The sequence below is a fragment of the Endozoicomonas sp. ALC013 genome, assembly GCF_049310205.1.
Classification (GTDB): domain Bacteria; phylum Pseudomonadota; class Gammaproteobacteria; order Pseudomonadales; family Endozoicomonadaceae; genus Endozoicomonas.
Genome location: NZ_JBLYNS010000061.1, coordinates 1 through 21,360, shown reverse-complemented (window position 1 = coordinate 21,360; position 21,360 = coordinate 1). Strand labels below are relative to the sequence as shown.

Genomic DNA, 21,360 nt, shown 5'->3' with positions numbered 1-21,360 from the left:
CCGAGTGGTACCTTGAACAGTACCCCGATGTAAAAAAAGCCAATCTATGCCCGGCTACCCACTATGCCAACCTGGGTTGGCGTATGGGAAGAAATCCATCGGCAAAATTTAATACCAACAAATACCTTGAGTTTCATCAGGACGTGATGAAAGCTCGACTTAACCCGCTTGTTCATTATATCCGAACAGGGCAAACAGAAGGGCGAGCTGTTTTCGTGCTTAATACGCTACCGGCTGTTAATAGTACAAGTACAGACTATTTTGAAAGTCACTCTGCAAAATTGGACCCCATTACTCAGGTAATGCTCTGGAATGAAGCAGGCTACAAGCATACTTCAGAATATAATGCAGCCATTGAACAGATCAAAAAAGCGCAAAGCCATAAATCGGCAGATGCAGAAGTTAAGCCAGTAAGAACCATTCCTGAAGACTGGCCAGAAGACCTTAAACTTCGTCCATTACCCGAATCAACCAATGATTATCGATGGGCAAAACAGTACCGAAAAACCCCAGCGCCAGAAAAGATTGGTTTGAGTGTGGTTATCCCAACTTTTAACCGCTCCCATATACTCAGCGTCACCCTGGCTGCACTGACCCACCAAAAAACAGATTACCCATTTGAAATTATCGTGGCAGATGATGGCAGCCAGGAGGATATCACTCAAGTCATCCGGCAATTTGAACCCTTGCTGGAAATTAAATATGTACGGCAAAAAGATACCGGTTACCGGTTAAGTGCTGTACGAAACCTTGGGATTCGTACAGCTGCTTATGAGTTTGTCTCCATCATTGATTGCGATATGGCACCATCACCGAGCTGGGTACAAACCAATGTTGATATTTTGCTGGAATCGAATGAAGTCGCTGTAGTTGGGCCAAGAAAATATGTCGATACCAGTACACTGAATATTAAACACTGCTTGAATGACAAAGACTTTCTGAGCAAGCTGCCTGAAGTAGAAACCAATAACAGTATTGCCGGAGGTCCCAAGAAAGGGGAGATTACCGTAGATTGGCGACTGTCAACCTTTGAAGAAACCGATAACCTGCGGTTGAGTAATGCGCCTTTCCGTTTTTTCAGTGGCGGAAATGTGGCCTTTTCCAAAAAATGGCTGGAAAAAGCCGGTTGGTTTGATGAAGCCTTTGAAGCCTGGGGGGGCGAAGATGGTGAGTTTGGTTACCGACTCTACCGTGCAGGCTGCTTCTTCCAATCAGCCATGGGGGCTATGGCCTACCATCAGGAGCCACCGGGGAAAGAAAACGAGACAGACCGGGCAGCAGGAAAAGCCATTACGGAAAAACTGCGCTCCGGAAAGGTTCCTTACTTCTACCGCAAACTACAGCCTTTGGAAGTAGCAGAGCTAAACCCTGTGCCATTGGTGTCAATCTATATTCCCGCCTACAACTGCGAGAACTCCATTGTCCGTTGCGTAGAAAGCGCCTTGAATCAGACAGTGACCGATCTCGAAGTCTGTATCTGTGATGATGGCTCTACCGATAATACATTACAGATCATTAAACAACGATATGAGCATAACCCAAGGGTACGTTACACCACTCAAACCAATGGGGGTATTGGTGCAGCCTCTAACGGCGCGGTGAAATTGTGCCGCGGTTATTATATTGGCCAGCTGGATTCTGATGATTATTTGAATCCGGATGCGGTGGAGCTTTGCCTTAAAGAGTTCCTGAAAGATCATTCGTTAGCTTGTGTGTACACCACCAATAATAATGTTGATCCGCAAGGTAACCTGATCAGCAAAGGGTATAATTGGCCTGAATTTTCCCGTGAGAAACTAACGACCGCAATGATTGCCCATCATTTCAGGATGTTTACGGCAAGAGCGTGGAATCTTACTGACGGTTTTGATGAAGAAATTACTAATGCCGTTGATTATGATATGTTTTTGAAGTTGAGTGAGGTTGGGCCTTTTAAACATGTAAATAAGGTTTGCTACAATCGCGTTATACATGGAGAAAACACTTCAATAAGGCAACTAGGAACGCAAAAAACAAACCATTTTGGAGTTGTGGCAAAAGCATTGACTCGGCAACATTTGATTGATTGGGCTTATATAGCTGAAACGGATTTAGATTCTTGTCGAAAATATACTTTTAAAAAAGTAGTTTTAAAAGCTGTCTGAACGTTTTTTAAGTAGTCAGGTACTCGTAATCGAACATTGTCATTTTCATTATTTGACAATTGTAGGCAAATAAAAAAAATCAAACCAAATACCTTACTTCATTAATAATGCTTTAGGCTAAAAGTTATTCTAAATATGTGTGTATGTCTTTTTAAAACATTAGAAAAGTGTTCTGATTGGAGTTCAGATTTATGAAGTTTAGTGCAGTTGTAAATTGTTTTAATGAAGAGCTTTATGTTTATTATTCATTAAAGAGCATATATGGATATACAGACGAAATTATTGTGGTCGATAATTGCTCATCCGATAGTACAGTAGATATAGTTAATCAATTCATTAGGAGTGAGGATTTAGAGAATAAAGTTAAACTGTATGCGCTTGAAGAACCAATGCAGCTGGGGGATGTAAGGAATTTTGCTTTAGGTAAGGCTAAAAATGATTGGGTTATAAAGTGGGATGGTGATTTTTGTGCTTTTGGTGAGATGGATGTTGAAAATGAAAAGCAGGCACCATTCTCAAAATTACTAAAAGTTGTCGAAAGCAAAAAAAACGATTATGACATATTTCTTCTTCATAGCCTGAATATTTCAGGTGATTTGTATCACTATGACAAATCAAGAGCAAGATTAGGGTTGAACGGTGATTCTTTTGTAGGAAGAAAAGACTGTATGTCTTATGGTGTAACAGAAAAGTATGGAGATGTTGGGATTCTAAAAAGGAAGAATGGAGAAAAGGCCAAGTTGTTTTATCTAAATAACCCAGAAAAAGATCCCATGTATTTTATTCATATATATGGAGTTAAACCTGATTCATATCTGCTTTACAGAAGGTTTTTGTCTGAATATCAAGTTTGGGTTGCAAAAAACAAAAATAGAATTAAAGATTTTTGGGAATGGCTTGGTCAGGAAAGAAATTACAATATAGATGGCGGTGTTAGTTATGTTAAAAAAGAAATAGTTAAAAACATGCTTAAACATGACTTATATTTGCCGAAAATCCTCCAGCCAGAAATAGAACAACCTAAATACCTCGTTCGTTACGAGAATGACATTCCTGTATCCAGAGAGTCATTAGTTTGATTTTTTTTTGAATTTTGATTGGGTTATATCTTGAAAAGAATTATTGTTGATCTTGATGGCACAATAACCACAGCTAACACTAAAAACTATCTTAAAGTAAAACCAAATTATGACCTTGTAAAACAGCTCCACGAGTACAAGAGAATAGGTTTTGTTATTACCATTCACACTGCACGTAATATGCGTACATATGAAGGCAATGTAGGAAAAATAAACATCCACACATTACCAACCATCATAGAATGGCTTGATAAACACCAAGTGCCGTACGATGAAATTATTGTCGGCAAACCCTGGTGTGGCCATGAAGGTTTTTATATCGATGATCGCGCTATCAGACCTAGCGAATTTTCCCGTATGTCGTTAGATGAAATTAACGAACTTCTGGAAAAGGAAGTCGAATTCAGGAACCAGCAGTAATATGTTTTTAATTACATCAGGGGCTTATGTTTCTCAGGATCTTGTTTCTGAGATTGGGCAGCTCCCCCCTGCTTTCTTACCGGTCGGGAATCAACGGCTGTTTATTTATCAGCTGGAACAATTGGCGCAGGTATCTTCGGATATCTACCTTTCCATTCCGGAAGGCTACCCACTTGAACGTCATGAACGGGTATTGCTCGAACAATACGGTGTGAGTATTTTGCCCGTGCCTGAAGGTTTGACCCTTGGCGAATCGGTTCTGTATTGCTGGAACAGTACTGGCAAACGTTATGATAACTTGCAAATCCTGCACGGCGATACACTGATTCGTGGTATGGATTTTAGTCTGTTGGATTCGGTGTCTATTGCCCAGAATCAGGGCTATTATCACCGGGCCACGGTTTCCCGGGGGAATCTGGTTAATGGCGCCATTGAAGATGCCTGGGCAGGGGATGATGAGTGGATTTTATCAGGCTATTTCTCATTCAGTCAGCCACAAAGATTTATTCAGGGCATTGTAAAAAACAGCGGTGATTTTATTGCTGGCCTGCAGTACTACAGCCATATGTGCCCGTTAAAAGGTATTGAGAGCTGTGAATGGTTTGATTTTGGTCATATCAATACCTTTTTCCGCTCCCGAACGCTGATTACCACCCAGCGTGCATTTAATGAGATGTCCATTACACCGCGAGTGGTGTCTAAGGCGAGTCATAAGAGCATTAAAATGCTGGCTGAGGTCAACTGGTTTCGCAGCTTGCCGGAAAATCTGAGAATCTATACGCCACACCTGGTCAGCGACAATACCGAAGCAGAGATTGCCAGCTATTCTCTGGAATACCTCTACTTACTGCCACTGAACGATATGTTTGTTTATGGCAATCTACCGGGGAATGTCTGGTATCAGATTTTTGATGCCTGTAAGCAAGTCAATGAGGCTCTGGCAAGCCACAGACCTGATGTTGCGACATCACCGGATAAACTGAACAGTCTTTATCTGCCCAAAACATTGGCAAGGCTGGATGAATTTGCTACACAACGGTCTTTTGATATTTCCAAACCGGTTACCTTTAATGGGGTTGAGTTGCCGCCTTTGCTGGATATTGCTTATGAAACGGCAAAACTGATTCCTTCCGCATCGACAACTGATGAGGGTATCTCCCACGGTGATTTCTGTTTCAGCAATATCCTTTATGATGCCCGGGTTCAGTCAATTAAACTCATTGATCCAAGGGGCATTGATAATGAGGGTAATTTATCCATTTATGGGGATACCCGCTACGATATCGCCAAGCTCTATCACTCCGTAATTGGCCTTTATGACTTGATTATTGCTCACCGGTTTACGCTGACCGGTAACCTTGAAACGGGTTCTTTTGATTTAGAATTTCCAGATATGGAACGCCTGTCGGTGGTGCAGGAAACTTTTAGAAAATGTTTCTTTGCCCGTTGCCCAGAGAGGGAAAAGGTGACACTGGCCATTACTGTTCACCTTTTCCTTTCAATGTTACCTCTTCATGCAGACAGGGTTGAGGGCCAGGTGGCTATGCTTGCCAATGCGCTCAGGCTTTACAGAATGCTGGTAGAAAGTGATGTGGTACGGTTTGAGGAAGTTGCATGATTGTCATACCAATGGCGGGCTTGAGTTCACGCTTTTTCAAAGCTGGGTATACCCAGCCTAAGTACATGCTGGAAGCTCATGGTAAAAGCCTGTTTCGTCACTCGGTTGAGAGTTTTCAGCGGTACTTTGCCACTGAAGAGTTCCTTTTTATTATCCGTGATGTTTATGGAACCTATGACTTTGTCACCCGGGAAGTGACCAATATGGGGATTAAGTCTTACCGAATATTTGTGCTTGATAGTGAAACCCGGGGGCAAGCTGAAACGGTTTATCTGGCGCTTGAAACGTTAAGGGGTCATGAGCCCATCACTATTTTTAACATTGATACTTTCCGGCCAGGATTTGAATACCCAGCGACTATTGGAAAGCTGGATGGTTATCTTGAAGTGTTTGAAGGCAGTGGGGATAACTGGTCGTTTATTAAACTCGATAAAAATGATCATAGCCGAGTGGCGCTGACAACGGAAAAGAACCCTGTTTCTAACCTTTGCTGCACGGGTCTGTATTATTTTTCTGATATGCAGGTATTCAAAAATAGTTTTATTGAATACGCCAGTCGCCCACAGTCGGAGTGGGAAAAAGCAGAGTTGTATGTCGCCCCACTGTATAACCTTTTGATTTCTCGAGGTGATTCCATTGGGTATGACTTAATTGATGACAATCAGGTTATTTTCTGCGGTGTTCCCCAAGAATATCTCGATTTTAAGGATACTAAAATCACTCCATAAATTATTGGCAATGTTTCTAAAACTATCGTCATTGCAGTGTTAAATTTATCGATCATTCAAGGTTGTGTTGTTTGAACTTAAAACCAGTAGCAGCCATCTTTTGGGAACAAGTCTTATGGCAAACCACCGCTTATGAAAAGGGGCAATCAACAGTTCTGGAAAAGCTGGTAACTGATTTAAATGCTTGTAATAGGGGTTATGCCAATTGGGCTTTGGCTCGCTGGCATGCCAGCACCGGTGAATGGCCCAAGGCTTTATCTTATATCCATAATCTTCTGCCAGAAATTCGTGTAAAAGGCGTACCAAGTCATATCGGGGTTACCTTACTGGTCTTTTCGGTATTAGTGCACAATGGTGATCAGGCCGGTGCTGAGCAAACTCTGTGCTGCGCTAACCAGCATTTTGGTATTTGCCCCGATGGGCACTTGATGGCCTGCAACTTAAAGCAGTTTTTTTCCCAATCTGACGGCGATGGTTTAATAGCGCTTGTTGAACTCTATAAACGTTATGGTTTGGTACTACCAGACTATAAGAATCTTGGCCACCCGTTCGGCCTGGATAATCTGGTCAGTAAATCCCGGTTCACTTGCAACATGGCTGACCATCCTCTGGTGTCGATCATCATCCCTGTTTTTAATGGAGAATCGACACTGGGTACCGCACTGCATTCCCTAACCGAACAATCCTGGCGGGCACTCGAAATCCTTGTGGTGGATGATTGCAGCACTGATAAGTCCCTCCAGATAGCCCGGCAATGGGCAGAGCAGGATTCCCGAATCCGGGTACTGGCTAACCATACCAACCAAGGTGCCTATGCTGCCAGAAATACCGGCCTTGCCGCTGCTAAAGGAGAGTTTATTACCACCCACGATGCGGATGACTGGTCCCATTGCCAGAAGATTGAGCTTCAGGTTAAGGCGCTGCTGGTCAGCCCTCAGCACATGGCATCCGCTTCCCACTGGGCCCGTTGTTCAAGCCAGCTGGTGTTTGGCACCTGGCGGCAGGAGGCCAGCTGGATATACCGGAATGTTTCGTCTTTGATGTTTCGCCGTTCGGTGTTTGATCAGCTGGGTTATTGGGACCGGGTCTCGGTGAATGCGGATACGGAGTACTATTATCGGATTATTGCCGCCTATGGGCAGCAGTCCATTATTGAAGTCAAGCCCGGTATCCCCCTGGCTTTTGGCCGAATGGAACCCGGTAGCCTGACCATGGCCTCGGAGACCCATCTGCGTACGCAGTTTGGCGGTGTCCGGAAGGATTATATGGATGCGGCCCATCTGTGGCACCGGCAGCAGGGTTCTGATGGCTTGTATTTGTCGTTTAATCCACAGCAACGGCCTTTTCCGGTGCCCGCCCTGATAAACCGGCCCGGCCAGTATTTTGGTCTGCACCATTATCCGGTATACCCCGGCAGGCAAGCGGTGGACAACGAAGCAAAAACCATTTTGCTTTGCGCCCACGCTTCGGGTATCACCCTGTTTGGCGGCGAGCGCAGTTTCCTGGATATGGCCAGGGCGGTAGACCAGGCGGGTTACCAATTGGTTATTACCCTGCCGGAACAGGGTAGCCGGGAGTATCTGGACGCATTGCTGGAGTATGCATCGACCGCCATTGTTTTCCCTTATTTATGGTGGCATGGCAAGCGAGCGGTCAATGAACGGGCTAGCCGTGATTTTGAGGCCATTCTTGATGCCTATGGTGTTGATCTTGTCCATGTCAATACGCTGGTGCTGAGGGAACCCCTGCTGGCGGCTCGCAATAAACAGGTGCCCGGCCTGGTTCATGTGCGGGAGTTGCCGGGTTTCGATCCGGCCCTGTGTGAAGGACTGGGGGCTGAACCTGACCAGATTCGCAGCAATATCCTGAACTGGGCCGATGGCTTTATTGTTAATTCACAATGTACCCAGCGTTATATCAATCAGCCGGAACGATGTTCTCTGCTTTATAACACCGTTGACGCTTCTGCTTTTAATGCCCCTCCGGGACCAAAAGCTGAAGTACGCTTTGCTCTGGTCAGCAGCAATATTCCCAAAAAAGGGCTGGATGATTTTGTTACTCTGGCCCGGCGTGCCGAAGGTCATATTGCCAATGCCCGGTTTATTTTGATCGGGCCTGATAATGAACATATTGAGGCTTTGCGAGCCTGTGCGACTTTACCCGCTAACCTGGTGATTGCTGGCTACTCACAAACGCCACAGCAGGCCCTGAACCAGGCCGACGTGATTCTGAATTTATCGTCTTTTCAGGAATCCTTTGGCCGAACCATTGCTGAAGCTATGGCTTCGGGCCGTCCGGTGATTGGCTATCGGTGGGGGGCTCTGCCGGAGCTGATTGATAATGGCGTCAATGGTTTTCTGGTGCATCTGGGGGATATTGAAGGTCTGCTCCGGCGGGTAGCCATTCTGGCTGAAGATCCTGAGCTGCTGCTGGCAATGGGTAAAGCTGGCAGAAAAAAGGTGGTGAGTCATTTTGGTTTTACCCGTTTTGCTGAAACCCTGAAAACCATTTACGACCAATGGCTTGGTTGAGCGTAATTCCAACCAAACCGTTTTTTTCTTGTTTTTCCATTTGGTAAAAAGTTTCCTATGAAAATTGCAATTGCAGGTACAGGCTATGTTGGCCTGTCCAACGCGGTTCTGTTAGCTCAGCACCATCAGGTGATGGCTGTTGATATTGTCCCCCAAAAGGTGGCTATGATTAATCACCGCATGTCGCCTATTGTGGATGCGGAAATTGAAGAGTTTCTGGCCCACCGGGAGCTGAACTTGAGGGCGACCACCGATCCGCAGCTGGCCTATGCCGATGTAGAGTTTGTGATTATTGCCACGCCAACGGATTATGACCCGAAAACCAACTACTTTAATACCACCTCTGTTGAAGCGGTGATTAATCAGGTAATGGCGATTAATCCCCATGCGGTGATGGTGATCAAATCCACCGTTCCCGTTGGCTATACCCAGCGGGTTAAAGAGGAGCTGGGTTGTGACAATATTATGTTTTCACCGGAGTTTCTGCGGGAAGGCAAGGCTTTGCACGACAATTTACACCCATCCCGGATCATTGTGGGTGAGCAGTCGGAGCGGGCAGAATGTTTTGCCCAGCTATTGGTAGAAGGCGCCGGGAAGAGCGATATCCCGGTACTCTTCACCGACTCCACCGAAGCGGAAGCCATCAAGCTGTTTTCCAACACCTACCTGGCGATGCGGGTGGCGTATTTTAATGAGCTGGATACTTACGCCGAGGTGCATGGCCTGGATGCCCGCCAGATTATTGAAGGGGTGGGTTACGATCCCCGGATCGGTGGCCACTACAATAACCCCTCCTTCGGTTACGGCGGTTATTGCCTGCCGAAGGATACCCGGCAGCTGTTGGCCAACTATCAGGATGTGCCCAACAATATTATTGGTGCCATTGTGGATGCCAACACTACCCGCAAGGATTTTGTTGCCGAGTCCATCCTTAGGCGCAAACCCCAGGTGGTGGGTATTTATCGCCTGATTATGAAGGCCGGTTCCGATAACTTCCGGGCTTCTTCTATCCAGGGCATTATGAAACGCATCAAGGCTAAAGGTATTGAAGTGGTGGTCTATGAGCCGGTGCTGGATGAAGCGGAGTTCTTTAACTCACGGGTAATTACCGACCTGAACAAATTCAAACAGACCGCCGATGTGATTGTCTCCAACCGGTTGGTAGATGAACTGTCAGATGTGCTGGATAAGGTCTATACCCGCGATCTGTTTGGTTCCGATTAAAATCATCATGTGATTTTGTAGAAGGGTTTAAGCGTTTAAAGGTTTAAAACAGCGTTTCAACCTGTTTGAAACATGACCTACTTAAAGCGTTTAAGGATTTAAAAAAGCACCCAAATTTCACCCTTAACGTTTTAACGCTTAAACACTTAAACGCTTAAACCTTTTTTTAACCTGTAACTTTTTTTGCCATGAAACTCTCCATCGCAGCCATTTTTAAGAATGAGCACCCCTACATCATTGAATGGCTGGCTTATCACCGGTTGGTAGGGTTTGATCAGTTCATTATTGCCGACAATATCAGCGATGATGGTTCCACCGAGCTGCTGAAAGCATTGGATGAGGTGGGTCTGATTCAGCGTATCGAGTACCCGACCCGTGATAATAAAGGCCCCCAGGTTCCTGCTTATAATGAGATGCTCAACCTTGTAAAAGGCAGGGTGGATTTGCTGGCATTTATTGATGCTGATGAATTTGTCGTTCCGGCACAGGGTACCAGTGTACGGGAGTATCTTGCGCCGTTTATGGCGGATGATTGTGTTGGGGCTATCGCTGTTAACTGGGCGATTTATGGTTCATCCGGTAAGAGCGAGTTTCGGGATGAGCCGGTTTCCCGGCGATTTACCCAGCGTGCACGGCAGGTCACCGGGGTGAACAGGCATATCAAAACCATAGTAAAGCCTGAATTCTGTGCACAGATGCTTAATCCCCATAAAGCGGCACTGAAAAAAGGGCGTTACATTAAGTCAAATGGGGAGCCGTTTGCTTTTTCCGAGCACAACGAACATGGCTGCAGTACAACGGTGGACTGGTCGCCGCTGAGGATCAACCACTATGTTGTCAAGTCGTTCGAGGAGTTCAAGCAGCGTAAACAGAAAAGAGGGCGGGCTTCGGTTAGTGAGCTGCGCAAAGACGGTTTTTTTAAAGCCCATGATATGAATCATGAGACCAGCCATATTATGGAGCGCTTTCAGGAGCCACTTGCCGGGGAAATACAGCAGATTCGTTATCAATTAAATCTGTTGCAATACAAAAAAGAATTGTCGGTCATGCAAGGCGCGGCAGGTAAGTTCATTGCCAGAACAGGCGCTCTTGGCCGCTGGCTGGATCGGCAGCCGGAGTTTTCCCTGGTTCCGTATTCAGATGTGAAACCAGCCAGTGGTGAGTATCGATGGGAGGCAACCGGCAAAGATCCGGCGTTTATGCTGAAACATTCCGGCGCTGTCCTGCATGGCTGGTATATGCTCACCGTCAGCGTAAAGGGTAACTTGCCACAGTTTCATGGCAAGCTTTATATCAATGATGGCGAGGGCATGGGGGAAGAATCGGCAGTCTACCTGCCCCTGCATAAAGGCAAAGCGGTTAAGCGGGTTTGTTATTTCCCTAAGCCAGTGAAAGGGTTGCGCTTTGATCCGACGGAAGAGATCGCCCTGTTTAATGTAGAGGCGCTCAGTTTTTCCAAACTGACGCCAGGCTTTGCCCGCCAGTTGATGTTGAAGAAGGTAAGCAGCTTCTTTCCGGGAGATTTTTCTTATTTAACCAGGGATGAATTGGTTAAACGGTATAGCTTATGTTTTCGCCATAGTTCGTCGGATACAAATTATAGTGAATGGTTGCAGTGGTATGATGAATCCCGTTTTCATCCCATTGCTATTGAGCGCAGACTTGCGCAGTTGAAAAGTAACGTTCGGTTCTCAATCATCATACAGATTGCTGGTGATGAGCGGGTTGTCCCAGCACTTGTTGAATCGCTGTTTGCTCAAGTATACCGACACTTTGAGGTGATGATTATCGCTTATGGGGGTAATCAGCCTTCGGCTTTGGCCATTGCCAGTCAATTTGAACAGTACGGTATTAAATGTCAGGTACTGACCAAAACGGCTGATAATGGCGAGGATCTGAATAGCGCCTGCCAGCGGGCTTCTGGTGAGTATCTTGTGGTGCCTGATCCAGCTTTGGCGTTATCCGCGTTGGCGTTACTCTCTTTTGCTGAAGCTATTTCTTCTAACGCATCCGGGTTGCTACCCATTATTGTTTATGGTGATCAGGATCGGATTGATCACAAAGGCATGCGCCATACTCCCGATTTCAAGTCAGGCTGGAATCCCGATTTGTTGCTCGCTCAGGATTATATCTCCGATTGTATTGCTATCCATCGGCAGGCATTGAATGGCATAGGAGGCTTCCGCTCAGGTATTACAGGCTATGAAGTCTATGATGTGGTATTGCGAGTCTGCGCACTGGCAAACGATCAGCAGGTGAAAAGAGTTCCAGAAATGGTCAGTCATCGCTATTCAAGTAACAGACAAGGCGGTGAGCAAAAACACAGTGGGAATACGGCTATTAAAGTCCGCAAAGATTACCTGGCTACGGTTAAGAATGTGAATGCCGAGGTTGTCTATCTGGAAAACAAGCGGAGTTATCGTGTTATCTGGCCTTTACCCATTGAGCCTCTGGTTAGCTTGATTATTCCTACACGCAATGGCTATGAGATTCTGAAGCAATGTGTGGATAGCATTCTGGCAAAAACCAGTTACCGGAATTTTGAAATTCTGATTATTGATAATCAGTCTGACTGTGCGCAAACGCTGGCCTACCTGGATGATATTTCCCGACATAAGCAGGTGTCTGTTTACCGCTATGACGATGTATTTAACTACTCGGCAATCAATAACTTTGCGGTGGAAAAAGCCAGCGGGGACGTTGTTGGGCTGATTAATAATGATGTGGAAATCATTAATCCCGATTGGCTAAGAGAAATGGTATCCCAGGCCATGCGTCCAGACATCGGTTGTGTGGGTGCGATGCTCTATTACGCTAACGATACGATTCAACATGCCGGTGTTATCAGTGGTTTGGGCGGTGTGGCCGGACATTCTCATAAGCATTTCAGACGTGGCGATGCGGGTTTTCAGAATCGATTGAACTGTGTTCAAAACCTGTCGGCGGTAACGGCGGCAGCTCTGTTGGTGAAAAAAGCGATCTACCGGGAAGTTGGTGGGCTGGATGCTGAGAACCTGCTGGTTGCATTTAATGATGTGGATTTTTGCCTGAAAGTCAGGCAGGCTGGCTACAGAAATTTATGGACATCGTTTGCTGAGCTATACCATCATGAGTCGGTCAGCCGTGGGCAGGATGACACACCCGAGAAGAAGGCTCGTTTTGAGCAAGAGTATCAGTTCATGAAAAACAAGTGGGCTGGCAAACTGGCTTCTGATCCTTATTATCATCCCAATCTGACCCAGCGAAGGGAAGATTTTTCACTGAATTTTACTGTACTTTAGCTATGTTGCCAGATAGTGATCAGGAGTCAGTTCTGAGAAGGTATATGGCTCACTTTGAGTGATGTTCAGATTTTCAACCAAAACAAAAGAGCTAGTCAGCCCTTCTGCACGTTATGATAAAAAGGCAACCGGGAAGATTGTGATCCTTGGTAACCTGCAGTCAGCTACTGTTGAGTTCTATTTTAGAAGTCGCAAGGCCAAAGGTGCTGGTTACACAGAGATAGATGCCTGTTCCAGTGACGCTTTATATGAATTAAAAAAGCATATATCGGAAGGTTGTACTCTTATTCTTGTTCGTGATGTGCCTGTAGAAGTACTAAAGAAGCTTGATGCCTTTAAGTGTACGTTATCTGACGTAATATGGTTTATAGATGACGATATTCCAGCTGCGGGATTGGACGCGACTTTGCCAGCCCGCTACCGGAAACGCATGACTGGCTGGTATAAACGAGCAACGCCTCTTCTTGAAAATCTTTGTAGCAAGATTTTGGTTTCAACACCCTGTCTGGCCAAAAAATATAACCTGGCCAGTAGCGCAATCTTGTCTCCTGTTGAGCCTGTTTTTGAATCCTCCCAACAGATAACCCGCTGCTTTTACCACGGCACCAGCTCCCACCAGAAAGACTGGGAGTTTGTGCTGGAAGTAACCCGGCAGATTCAACTCCGGAATCAAGGCACCTGGTTTGAATTTATCGGTGACCATGCGCTTTACAAGGCGTGCCGGGGTATTCCTCGTGTGACTGTTCTTCATCCGCTGAAGTGGCCTGATTATCTGGCACTGACCTCTTCCAGAACCATGGATATAGGTCTCGCTCCTCTGGCTGATACACCCTTTAATCTGGCCCGCTCCCATACCAAGTTTCTTGACATCTGTCGTCAGAAAGCCGTCGGTATTTATTCACGCCGCTTTTCCTGTTCGGATGACATTGAGCATGCTGGTGCAGGCTTGGTATTGGGTGACTCCGTTGATGAATGGGTAGCAGGTATTGAGTTCCTGATTGGTTCTGACTGTCGGGATATGTATAAAAAGGCGGAGAAGTTGAGAAAAGAAATGCAAGGTGCAGAGTTTTCTCGAACTTTCAAAGGTGTATAAGGTATCTGCGTTTTTACTGGCTGCTTGTCTTGCAATCAGGCAGTCAGAAAAATCAACTTTGGGATAGGTCTGATAATCTATTAGGGCACAGTGCAGGGCATTCCAGTCTTCAAATCGGAATTGCTGTTGACTGGTCAGCTGGAAAAGAGTTTGGTGTATTTGTTTTTTATCAAGTTCAAACACGGTATCCATCACCCATTTTACCTCAGACAGCACAATGTCTGATATGAAAACACTGTCTGCTGAATTGATAATGTCAATCGCTTTCAGACTTTGCCATTGCGGGTTTCGGTCATCAGAAGGGTGTAACAGGTAGCGCGACAGAACGTTGTTATCGACAGCGATCACTCTTGCCACCGGAGTTTTTTTGCTGCCTTTTTTCTGATGGCTGATTTGAGGTGCGCCCTATCCATATCAGGTACTGCATTATGACAATTGCTCAAGGTGCCGACCAGAGGCTGATCGGTCATTTTGACAAGGTGGGCAACACCATCCCGTTCAAATACCTGAATTCTATCTCCCGGCTCAAGACCCAGTTTTTCACAGATGGCCTGGGGGATCGTCACTTGTCTTTTCGTGGTTAACTTAGGCATTTGGTTTTCTTTTGTATTTTGATTAATACTCAAAAGGCGATTACCGATTATTTTGGCCTGCATTATTTCACGATGAGTAAGATGCTTGCACGGTGATTCAACGGGTCTGGTGAGTTTCCATATATTTTCTCAGCAAATTGTTTATGCGGGTCTGATATCCCTGCCCCTGACCCTTGAACCATTCCAGAACGTCGGCATCCAGTCGGATAGTCACTGGTTTTTTCACCGGCAGGTGCAACTCGGCCTGTTGGAAAAATTCATCGTCCAGTTCAGGTATATCAGAAGAGTCTATGTCCTCATCACTCATGGTATTGAGGCGCTCCCAGTCAGTACCGGATGTTTTCTTCATAGTATTGGGTGATTGAATATATCGACAGCGTCCTCAAAGGCGATGCCGTGTTTGCAATATTTGCCTGATTCTTGCTTTCATCCCACTCGCATTGCATGGTGATGCCAGTATTTACATTTGTACACACATTCAAAGGTTAGCATTTATTTGAGTAGATGAAACCAAAGCCCAGGCTTGTCAAAGATACCGGGGTCAAAGAAGCTGGAGTATTGATTCTTGAAGGAAGTCAAGGAGAGTCTGAAATACTGGCGGGTGTCAGACATATTGCTGTGAACATATTAAGTAATCTTTCCGTAATACTGAACCTGACCTCGAACGAGTCAGAAATATTTTACAAAAATAACGCTATATCGTTTACCGATTTTTTGGGGGGAATATGTCTTTTGAAATGCGCCAGGTGATTGCCAGTGCTCTGCGTGAGCAAGGGCAAGCTCTGATTTCTTTGAGTGAACGGGTTGATGAGTCTTTTGAGTCTGCAGTTGCGTTGATGCTCAATTGTAAGGGCCGTGTTGTGATTTGTGGTATGGGTAAGTCTGGTCTGGTTGGCCGCAAGATTGCTGCAACTCTGGCTTCTACCGGTACAATTAGCTTTTTTATGCATCCTGGTGAAGCCTTTCACGGTGACTTGGGTATGATCCGCTTTGATGAAAAAGCGGATGTGGTTGTATTGATCTCTTACAGTGGCGAAACCGATGAGGTCCTTAAACTGATTCCATCACTGAAGAGTTTTGGCACTAAAATTATTGCTATTACTGGAGCTCTGGATTCAACTCTGGCAAAAAATGCGGATGTGGTTTTGGATGGTTCCGTGGTTGAAGAGGTGTGCCCAAATAACCTGGCACCAACAACATCTACAACGGTGGCGCTTGCTATTGGAGATGCGCTGGCGGTTGCGCTGATCAAGGCACGTAACTTCCAACCCCATGAGTTTGCCCGTTTCCACCCGGGAGGAAGTCTGGGGCGTCGTCTTCTGACCTGTGTCAGGGATGTTATGCAGAAAGATAAGCTGCCGTTTGTACATCGCGCTGCTGCGATTACCGATGTTGTTTTTACCATGACAGAGGCTCGTACCGGTCTGGCTCTTGTGCAGGATGATAATGGCCAGCTGATTGGCGTTATTACTGATGGTGATCTGCGCAGGGTGCTGGTAGACCACAGTTCTATTCAGGGAATGTTGGCAGCTGATATTATGAGTGTTAACCCGGTGTCTGTTTCTCAGGATATTAAGTTAGTGGATGCAGAAGTCATAATGCGAGAAGCTCATGTAAAATGTCTTGTAGCAACAGACGAACAGGGACAGGTTGTTGGTCTGATTGACTGGGCTGCTTGATAACTGTGCTTTTTTTGTTTTAAGAGGTTGTTTGAAAACTATATGACCAAAAGGCGATTGCCGATTATTTTGGCCTGCATTATTTCACGGTGAGTAAGATGCTTGCTCGGCAGCCGCGGGGTTGCCAGTGCCGGGGCTCCGGGGTTGTGTTTGTAACGTCAGGGTTTCAGTAATGGAAGCGGCACTGGAGTATAAACAGGTTATCGTTACTGTAGGCGTATACCAATCGATGTTCCTGGTCAATCCTGCGCGACCAGAATCCTGAAAAGTTATCTTTCAGGGGCTCAGGTTTGCCTGTGCCTTCAAAGGGGCTACGCATACATTCTTTAATGAGCTTTCTTAGCTTCCTGGCTTTTGGTTTGTCGTTGTCCAGCCAGTATTGGAAGTCTTCCCATGCTTCTTCTACCCAGCTTAACGTGATTTTTTTCGGGGTACTCATAATTCAGGCAGATCCCTTTGGATGCCCTTATTGGCTTTGAATTGTTCAGCGGCGGATTTCAACCGACGGGCATTTTCAGGTGACGAGAGCAGATAAAGCGTTTCCATCAGGCTGTCGTAACTTTCTTTCGACATAACTACCGCATCTTCTGCGTCACGCCGGTGAATGATTGTGTGGGTCGAGTCATTAACAACGCTGTCCAGCACCGCTTTGAGGTTTTTTCTCATTTCTGTGTAGGAAACCACATTCATTTTATTGCCCATATACTTGTACGTGATAAGGTACAAGTATAATTGGCTCTTGTTATTTGGCAAGAAAACCCAGGGGCTTGATCCTTGGCCTCACTCAATGACTCTGTTGATGAATGGGTTGCAGGTATTGATTTCCTTATTGGTTCTGACTGTCAGGCTATGTACGAGAAAAGGGCCTTGATCGCGACAGGCGAAGCCTGAGAATGTGGGAGGTTTTATAAACTGAAATTATTCGTTGAAATCCAGTGGGTTCGACTCCCACCCGGTAAAGATTAACCATCAGCCGGAAGCGAGTTTTGCATAGCCAGGGGTAACTCTGGTTGTGAAGCGTAAACAGCAGGTACTAAAGCCGCGGGATTGAACTCCGAAATTGACGCTTTGTTGGAGGCTTCATTGTTCAAGAGGTGGGGGCAACACTGAAATGTCGATTTGGTGAGACAGAATCAGTCCGGCCGGAGTCAGAGACCGGGGCAAAGGTACAGGATGGATTTCTCAGGAACCTGCGAGATCCAGTGCTGACCTGAGTTAAATAGCCATTGGTTCTATGGCTGGAAAGAACCCGGTCGTCAGGTTTGCTTCAAGCCCGGCGAAGCGAATATGAAGCAGCACTCAGGAGTCCGGAAGCGAATCCAAACTTTGATGACTGTTGTCAAGTAGAGCGTGTACTGCCTAAACGCTTTGGTGGCTATGGCTTAACGCTGCATCCGGAAAAGACGCAGAGAATTGACTTTCGGGTTCAATATCGAAAGGAAAGCAAGCGTCGTGGACTTCCGATCAAATTTGATTTTCCTGGGTTCACACACTTCTGGGGTAAAACCCAGAGGGGTGGCTTTGCAATTTTCCGTGGGAGAAATTTTCCCAGTTCCTGAAACGTTTCCCCCTGACACCGCCAAGAATCCAGCATCAGTACTACCATGGTCACCATTTAGTGAGCCAGTAACTGTGAGGAACCGGATGCCTTAATTGGGCTCGTCCGGGTCTGGTGTGTCACGAGAGCAGAGTCGGTCTGCTCGTAACTGTAATTGAGATGGAGGAGGGCCCTCCGGTGGCGGCTTCTGGAAGCGACCACCAAACCACCGCATCAAGGAAAAACGAAAACAAGGGAAGGGGTGAACTTGATGGATTACAGATATACTTGCTACTCAGGTTTACAGGACGGTTTACATCATGCCACATAAAATCAGCCATGCTCTGGTTTCACCAGAGGCTTACCTGGCCCATGAGAAAGCATCCCCCGAAACACGGCATGAGTATATTGATGGTTATGTACTGGCCATGGCGGGCGGTACGATTAGCCATGGAAGAATGATTGCGAATATCACTCGTTTGCTGGGCAATCACTTGGTGGGTAAGCCCTGTGATGTCTTTGCATCGGATGTGAAACTGAGGGTTGAATCCGCCTTTGTGAAATCTTATCGGTATCCGGATGTTATGGTGTCCTGCGAGCAGAATCGCAGGTTTGACGATATGTGTGAGTCTGCCACTGTGCTGGTTGAAGTCCTTTCTGAAAGTACGGAGCTTACTGACCGGGTTTATAAATCAACGGAGTATGGGCATGTCCTCAAGGCTACCAATGGTGAGTACCTGGTCATCGAACCGGATTATCCGGTGATCGAAAAACGGATGTGGCGCAAGGGGCGTTTTGAGGTGGTTGCTACCTATGTAGAAAACGATGTTATCACCCTTGGCAGTATTGGGCTGGATTTGCCGATGGTTGACTTGTATCAATAGCGTGCAGGTTGATTCTGGAAACAGGTTGGATTGGATGATTAAGGCTGGCCCTGGTTTGCCATAGTCTCCCTTGATTGAGACGGTAACGACGTCGCCGCGCTTCATGACCCAGCCCACATCGTCGCTGGTTTATTCAATCCAGTCCATGGTGTTTAATGCCGGTTAGTACTTCTTGCAGTATCGGGCCAATCATAATGGTTCCGAAATCATCCAGCAGTTCCAGCTGTTTACGATGGCGTATAAATTCGGCAAGTGCTTCATTAACGGCGGCCTTTTTGGTTTTATAGCCGCCCAGTTTCTGGACCTGGTCAATCGAGTCATCATCTAAAGCGAGGTTTGAAGGCATATCATCAACTCCTACACAATGTTTTATACAAAAAACAGACTAGACTGCTCATCCATTGCCAATGGCTGTATTGTTACCGTTCTTTCAGTGAGCAAGGGAATCCGATCCTCAAAACATGGTTGGTGGTTTTGCAGGCACTGGGATTGAACCTGAAACCTTTTTCCTTATAGGCAAAACGAAATGCTGATTTTGTCTGCTTTTATCGAATGAGCGTAAAACTCCGTACTTCTACAGGGTGTCAACGATCATCACTTGGGAGGTTTTGTTGAGCCCGTTGTCTTTATTTTCAAACTTTAAGGGCTGATGCTGTCAGGTTTAGGTCATAGATCTGCCTGAACAAGTGTCCAGAAACTAGAAATGAAAGCCTATTCTGACAGTTTTTGCTTATTTACCTGACGTAAAGCTGAGGTATACCCAAACCTGACAATGCTATTGACTTAATCATAATTAATCACTATTTTTCATAGTTATTAACACCTGATCAAGAGTGAGGTTATTATGACTCAAAAAGACACGAAGGTACTTACTGCCCATGTGCCACTACCTCTGGCCGAAAAAGTGGAACAGCTTGCTCTGAGACTTGAGCGGTCACGAGGGTGGATCATCAAACAGGCTCTATCCGCCTGGATTGATCAAGAAGAGGAACGGGACAGACTAACCCGGGAAGCACTGGCAGATGTAGACGCAAATGCTGTGATCGATCATCAAGCCGTGCAAGAGTGGGCAGAAAGTCTTGGAACTGAAAACCCCCTGCCGGTGCCGCGTTAATGGAAATTAAGTGGACGAGTAAAGCCCTCTCTGATTTGTCGCGGCTGTATGATTTTTTAGCTCTTGTAAATAAGCAGGCTGCAGCTAAAACAGTTCAGTCTTTGACATCCAGCCCTGCCAGCCTGTTGGAAAATCCAAGGCTCGGTGAAAGACTTGAAGCTTTTGACCCCAGAGAAGTCAGAAAGATACTGATAGGGCAGTATGAGATGCGCTATGAAATCCAGAACTCAACCATTTATATTTTGAGGCTCTGGCACACACGAGAGGAGCGCCAAGAGGCTGTCCGAGAATAGCGCCCGTCTAGGCGACCCCGTAGCGAGGACGGTTTTACGAACCGGGGAGCCATGATACGAACGTCATAAACGGGTTCAGTGAATTTACGACACCAGTAGTGTGAACCTCCACAGGCTTCAATGCCAATAGCGCATTGAGGCAGATTGGCAATAAAGGACAAGAGTGCTTTGCGCTTAAGTTTCTTTTTGATAACCACATGACCTTTGGCATCAACACCATGTAGATGGAAACTTTTAATCTCGGAACGGACTTTAACGCCTGAACAGCCTCTGTTGTAGTAATGTACTGAAATTTCTCCGCCCATCGGCGCAAAGCAATATGGCAATGATGATGCCCTGGTTATTTTCTGTTGCGGCCTCAGTGATCAGATAAATAATACGCAAAGGCTTCCTTAACAGTTGCCGGTATTCGGTATTCCCGAACCGGTTCAGTTCCGGAACTCTGGCGCCTTTATAGGGCTGTTCCCTGAAGCTTTGCAAGGCGGAGTTAAAAGCCTGTCGTAATTTCACTGCCCGGGGTTTGCCAAAGTGATCTCTGGTGTAGGCGATAATATCCAGTATGTCCTGTCGGGCATCCTGGGTGAGAATAACCTTTGTCATGGTTATTCTCCTGCAATGTTTTGTGGTTCATCATCGTTGTTGTTATCGCCCCTGTTATTATCAGGAGCGTCATCCACCAGGAGTTGATCGATATCAGCCATGACACTGTCTGCCGTAACAGTGTCATGGTCGGCCAGCTGTCGTTTGCCCAGGGCCAGCAGTTTTAACAGGGCGATATCTTCCTGCAATGCTTCATAACTGTGGATATCCTGAATAACGGCTTTGGCTTCACCATTCTGGGTGATCACCAGCGGCTCCCGGCTCTCTTGCAGCTGTTTCAGTACCTCGGCTGCGTTGGCTTTCAGGTAGCTGATGGGCTTGACTTGTTGTGAGAGTTTCATCCGAGTTTTCCTCTACAGTAAGACTTAATTAAGACTTTATACAGTCTAGTGCAGAAAAACGCTAATACCCATACAACGCACAACATCGCTCCCATGCTGTTCCCATGCTCCGCGTGGGAATGCATACCGAAGCCTGCCGGAGGTGAAACATCCTATTCGAGGTTCTCAAATCATTGTCATGATTCGAGCCGGGCAACTATT

At 46.1% G+C, this 21,360-nt stretch carries 20 protein-coding genes and 1 pseudogene; 13 read left to right on the top strand and 8 right to left on the bottom strand.

Going from position 1 to position 21,360, the window contains the following annotated elements:
* Window positions 1-83: 83 nt before the first annotated feature.
* From ACO6V1_RS12725 to ACO6V1_RS12685, 9 genes are all read left to right on the top strand, one after another.
* A complete protein-coding gene (locus tag ACO6V1_RS12725; RefSeq protein ID WP_422450377.1) occupies window positions 84-2,144 on the top strand; it encodes a glycosyltransferase family 2 protein in 2,061 nt (686 codons plus the stop codon).
* A 191-nt stretch (window positions 2,145-2,335) separates the two neighbouring features.
* Complete coding sequence (locus ACO6V1_RS12720; RefSeq protein WP_422450376.1) at window positions 2,336-3,223, top strand: glycosyltransferase family 2 protein; 888 nt, start codon at window positions 2,336-2,338, stop codon at window positions 3,221-3,223.
* 30 nt (window positions 3,224-3,253) lie between these two features.
* Window positions 3,254-3,643, top strand: coding sequence for a capsular biosynthesis protein (locus tag ACO6V1_RS12715; RefSeq protein ID WP_422450375.1), 390 nt, complete (start codon window positions 3,254-3,256; stop codon window positions 3,641-3,643).
* Window position 3,644: 1 nt separating this feature from the next.
* Window positions 3,645-5,261: a hypothetical protein gene (locus ACO6V1_RS12710; RefSeq protein ID WP_422467073.1), complete on the top strand. Its 1,617-nt coding sequence runs from the start codon at window positions 3,645-3,647 to the stop codon at window positions 5,259-5,261.
* 11 nt (window positions 5,262-5,272) lie between these two features.
* Window positions 5,273-5,989: a glycosyltransferase family 2 protein gene (locus ACO6V1_RS12705; protein ID WP_422450373.1), complete on the top strand. Its 717-nt coding sequence runs from the start codon at window positions 5,273-5,275 to the stop codon at window positions 5,987-5,989.
* Window positions 5,990-6,060: 71 nt separating this feature from the next.
* Window positions 6,061-8,520 carry a glycosyltransferase gene (locus tag ACO6V1_RS12700; protein ID WP_422450372.1) on the top strand — a complete coding sequence of 820 codons (2,460 nt, stop codon included), beginning with the start codon at window positions 6,061-6,063 and terminating at the stop codon, window positions 8,518-8,520.
* Window positions 8,521-8,577: 57 nt separating this feature from the next.
* A complete protein-coding gene (locus tag ACO6V1_RS12695) occupies window positions 8,578-9,744 on the top strand; it encodes a nucleotide sugar dehydrogenase (protein ID WP_422450371.1) in 1,167 nt (388 codons plus the stop codon).
* Window positions 9,745-9,932: 188 nt separating this feature from the next.
* On the top strand, window positions 9,933-13,025 hold the full coding sequence (locus ACO6V1_RS12690; RefSeq protein ID WP_422450370.1) for a glycosyltransferase: 3,093 nt from the start codon (window positions 9,933-9,935) through the stop codon (window positions 13,023-13,025).
* 61 nt (window positions 13,026-13,086) lie between these two features.
* Entirely contained in the window at window positions 13,087-14,118 is a 1,032-nt protein-coding gene (locus ACO6V1_RS12685) for a hypothetical protein (RefSeq protein WP_422450570.1), read from the top strand.
* Window positions 14,119-14,163: 45 nt separating this feature from the next.
* Here the strand turns inward: ACO6V1_RS12685 and ACO6V1_RS12680 are convergent.
* The 3 genes and pseudogenes from ACO6V1_RS12680 to ACO6V1_RS12670 all read right to left on the bottom strand — a co-directional run.
* Window positions 14,164-14,466, bottom strand: a pseudogene (locus ACO6V1_RS12680) (hypothetical protein); the annotation flags it as partial.
* Window positions 14,463-14,711 carry an AbrB/MazE/SpoVT family DNA-binding domain-containing protein gene (locus tag ACO6V1_RS12675; RefSeq protein WP_422450369.1) on the bottom strand — a complete coding sequence of 83 codons (249 nt, stop codon included), beginning with the start codon at window positions 14,709-14,711 and terminating at the stop codon, window positions 14,463-14,465. The gene ACO6V1_RS12675 and the pseudogene ACO6V1_RS12680, both read right to left, overlap by 4 nt.
* A gap of 97 nt (window positions 14,712-14,808) precedes the next feature.
* A complete protein-coding gene (locus ACO6V1_RS12670) occupies window positions 14,809-15,060 on the bottom strand; it encodes a BrnA antitoxin family protein (RefSeq protein ID WP_422450368.1) in 252 nt (83 codons plus the stop codon).
* A 376-nt stretch (window positions 15,061-15,436) separates the two neighbouring features.
* Between ACO6V1_RS12670 and ACO6V1_RS12665 the strand changes: the two genes are divergently transcribed.
* Window positions 15,437-16,390, top strand: a complete 954-nt coding sequence (locus tag ACO6V1_RS12665; RefSeq protein ID WP_422450367.1) for a KpsF/GutQ family sugar-phosphate isomerase — start codon at window positions 15,437-15,439, stop codon at window positions 16,388-16,390.
* A gap of 166 nt (window positions 16,391-16,556) precedes the next feature.
* On the opposite strand, the gene ACO6V1_RS12660 is transcribed toward ACO6V1_RS12665, so the two are convergent.
* Window positions 16,557-16,829 carry a Txe/YoeB family addiction module toxin gene (locus ACO6V1_RS12660; protein WP_422450366.1) on the bottom strand — a complete coding sequence of 91 codons (273 nt, stop codon included), beginning with the start codon at window positions 16,827-16,829 and terminating at the stop codon, window positions 16,557-16,559.
* Window positions 16,826-17,080, bottom strand: a complete 255-nt coding sequence (locus ACO6V1_RS12655; RefSeq protein WP_422450365.1) for a type II toxin-antitoxin system Phd/YefM family antitoxin — start codon at window positions 17,078-17,080, stop codon at window positions 16,826-16,828. Before ACO6V1_RS12655 ends, ACO6V1_RS12660 begins: the two co-directional genes overlap by 4 nt.
* A 1,167-nt stretch (window positions 17,081-18,247) precedes the next feature.
* Between ACO6V1_RS12655 and ACO6V1_RS12650 the strand changes: the two genes are divergently transcribed.
* Window positions 18,248-18,811 (top strand): Uma2 family endonuclease, encoded by a 564-nt coding sequence (locus tag ACO6V1_RS12650; RefSeq protein WP_422450364.1) that lies wholly within the window; start codon window positions 18,248-18,250, stop codon window positions 18,809-18,811.
* A 133-nt stretch (window positions 18,812-18,944) separates the two neighbouring features.
* Here ACO6V1_RS12650 and ACO6V1_RS12645 read toward each other — a convergent pair whose 3' ends face one another.
* Window positions 18,945-19,157 (bottom strand): type II toxin-antitoxin system VapB family antitoxin, encoded by a 213-nt coding sequence (locus ACO6V1_RS12645; RefSeq protein ID WP_422450363.1) that lies wholly within the window; start codon window positions 19,155-19,157, stop codon window positions 18,945-18,947.
* Between the two features lie 498 nt (window positions 19,158-19,655).
* Here ACO6V1_RS12645 and ACO6V1_RS12640 point away from each other — a divergent pair, with 498 nt between their 5' ends.
* Window positions 19,656-19,925 (top strand): CopG family ribbon-helix-helix protein, encoded by a 270-nt coding sequence (locus ACO6V1_RS12640; RefSeq protein WP_422450362.1) that lies wholly within the window; start codon window positions 19,656-19,658, stop codon window positions 19,923-19,925.
* Complete coding sequence (locus ACO6V1_RS12635; protein ID WP_422450361.1) at window positions 19,925-20,218, top strand: type II toxin-antitoxin system RelE/ParE family toxin; 294 nt, start codon at window positions 19,925-19,927, stop codon at window positions 20,216-20,218. Before ACO6V1_RS12640 ends, ACO6V1_RS12635 begins: the two co-directional genes overlap by 1 nt.
* Window positions 20,219-20,470: 252 nt before the next feature.
* Here ACO6V1_RS12635 and ACO6V1_RS12630 read toward each other — a convergent pair whose 3' ends face one another.
* Both ACO6V1_RS12630 and ACO6V1_RS12625 read right to left on the bottom strand, forming a co-directional pair.
* A complete protein-coding gene (locus ACO6V1_RS12630; RefSeq protein WP_422450360.1) occupies window positions 20,471-20,818 on the bottom strand; it encodes a type II toxin-antitoxin system RelE/ParE family toxin in 348 nt (115 codons plus the stop codon).
* Window positions 20,819-20,820: 2 nt separating this feature from the next.
* Entirely contained in the window at window positions 20,821-21,159 is a 339-nt protein-coding gene (locus tag ACO6V1_RS12625; RefSeq protein ID WP_422467071.1) for a type II toxin-antitoxin system Phd/YefM family antitoxin, read from the bottom strand.
* Between the last annotated feature and the right edge of the window lie 201 nt (window positions 21,160-21,360).